3 protein-coding genes are annotated in these 1730 nt (G+C 71.0%); 2 read left to right on the forward strand and 1 reads right to left on the reverse strand.

All coding sequences use genetic code 11. The features are described 5' to 3' along the window. Positions 1-325: 325 nt before the first annotated feature. Positions 326-718 (forward strand): transposase, encoded by a 393-nt coding sequence (locus ABD209_RS02265; protein ID WP_344061511.1) that lies wholly within the window; start codon positions 326-328, stop codon positions 716-718. Positions 719-958: 240 nt separating this feature from the next. Continuing rightward, entirely contained in the window at positions 959-1522 is a 564-nt protein-coding gene (locus ABD209_RS02270) for an HNH endonuclease signature motif containing protein (RefSeq protein ID WP_344061514.1), read from the forward strand. A gap of 19 nt (positions 1523-1541) precedes the next feature. On the opposite strand, the gene ABD209_RS02275 is transcribed toward ABD209_RS02270, so the two are convergent. After that, on the reverse strand, positions 1542-1730 hold a 189-nt coding region (locus ABD209_RS02275), incomplete at its 5' end, for a transposase (protein WP_344061517.1).

Raw genomic sequence — 1730 nt, forward strand, 5'->3', positions numbered from 1 at the left:
GCCGACCACACCGGCGTGTTGAGCGAGGCGATCGCGCACATCCCCGCCCCGCACCGCAAGAGCCTCCTGTTTCGGGTCGATGGGGCCGGGTACTCCCACGAGCTGTTGGACTGGATCACCAGGATGAACACCGCGAAACCAGTGGGAGGCGGGGCCGTTCGGTCCAGTACAGCGTCGGGTTCGCGGTCACCGAGACCATCCGCGAGGCCATCACGCGGGTGCCGAAACGGGCCTGGACCCCCGCGATGGACGCCGACGGGGATGTCCGTGAGCACGCCGACATCGTCGAGATCACCGGCCTACTCCCGAAGGAGATGACCGAGAAATGGCCGACCGGGATGCGGGTGATCGTGCGNCCCGCCACCGCGCCCACGCCCGCGTCGAAGACGGCATCCGGCACGCGAAAGACATCGGCCTCGGCCGCTTCCCCTCCCCCGCAAGCGGGAGGTACCCCCACCGCGAATACGGCATCAACACCACCTGGCTTCTCGCGGTCGCGATCGCGGCCGACCTGACCGCCTGGCTACGGCTGCTCGCGCTGCCCGAGACGTTGAAGACCTGCGAACCGAAAGCCCTGCGTTACCGCTTCCTCCACATCCCCGCCCGCCTCACCCGCAGCGGACGACGCCGCCACCTCCGCCTCCCACAATCCTGGCCCTGGACCCAGGCCGCCATCGCCGCATTCACCGCTGTGATGGCCATCCCGCTCCTGACCTGACAACACACTCGGCCCTGACCACCGCGACCCAAGGACCCTCGAAAACCCGCACCGCAGCGCCACGCGGCACCAACGCCTGCCCCCACACGCCGACAGCCCCTCCACGCCCCTCACGTCATCAAACCGCTGCCCCGTGAAAGACGGAGGTCAGTACGGCCGTCGGCGCCCGCCGCGGGCGGCGAGCGCGGGGCCGCGCCGGTGGTCGAGGTCGGCGGGTTCGGCGGTCCCGGAACGATGCTGATGCGCCGCGGCTGGCTCGCCGACGCCCTCGCCGCCGGCCGGGCCGTGGTCGACGCCCCGGTGCGCTGCCACCCCGCCACCGGCGCCATCCTCGACGGCGCCATCGCCAAAGGCTTCACCCGCGCCACCACCCGCACGGTCACCGGCGACCAGAGCGACCCGCGCTACCGGATCCCCGAACCCATGGCCCGGCTCGTCCGGTTCCGCGACCGGCAATGCCGCTTCCCCGGCTGCGCGATCAGCTCCCGCTTCTGCGACCTCGACCACGTGATCCCGTGGCCCGACGGGCCGACCAGCCCAGCGAACCTGATAGCCCTGTGCCGGCGACACCACCGCCTCAAGCAGACACCCGGCTGGCAGGTCAAGATCCACCCCGACCTGACCGTCACCTGGACCGACCCGGTCGGCCGCACCCACACCAGCTATCCCAGCGACCACCTCGGCCTCACCGACGACTGGCGAAGCCCGCCCAGCGCCGACGGGACAGCCCTCGGTCCCGGCGAATCGGCTGACGCCGGCCTCAGCCCGCTCGAGGCACACCTGACGCACCTTTTGGCCGCCTAGCCGGCCAGGGTATGGCGGCTCATCCCAAACGAGGGTGTAGTTGTGGTCTGAATCCGCCGGTTTCGAGTAGGGAGCGGGCGATGTAGTTGGTGAGGTTGCGGACGCCGAGGGCGGAGCCGCGGAGGTGTTCGAGGCGGCCGTTGAGCGCTTCGGTGGGTCCGTTGGAGGTGCCGGGCCGGTCGAAGTAGGCGAGCACGTCGTCGGCGCG

The organism is Nostocoides vanveenii (assembly GCF_039531165.1).
Classification (GTDB): domain Bacteria; phylum Actinomycetota; class Actinomycetes; order Actinomycetales; family Dermatophilaceae; genus Nostocoides_A; species Nostocoides_A vanveenii.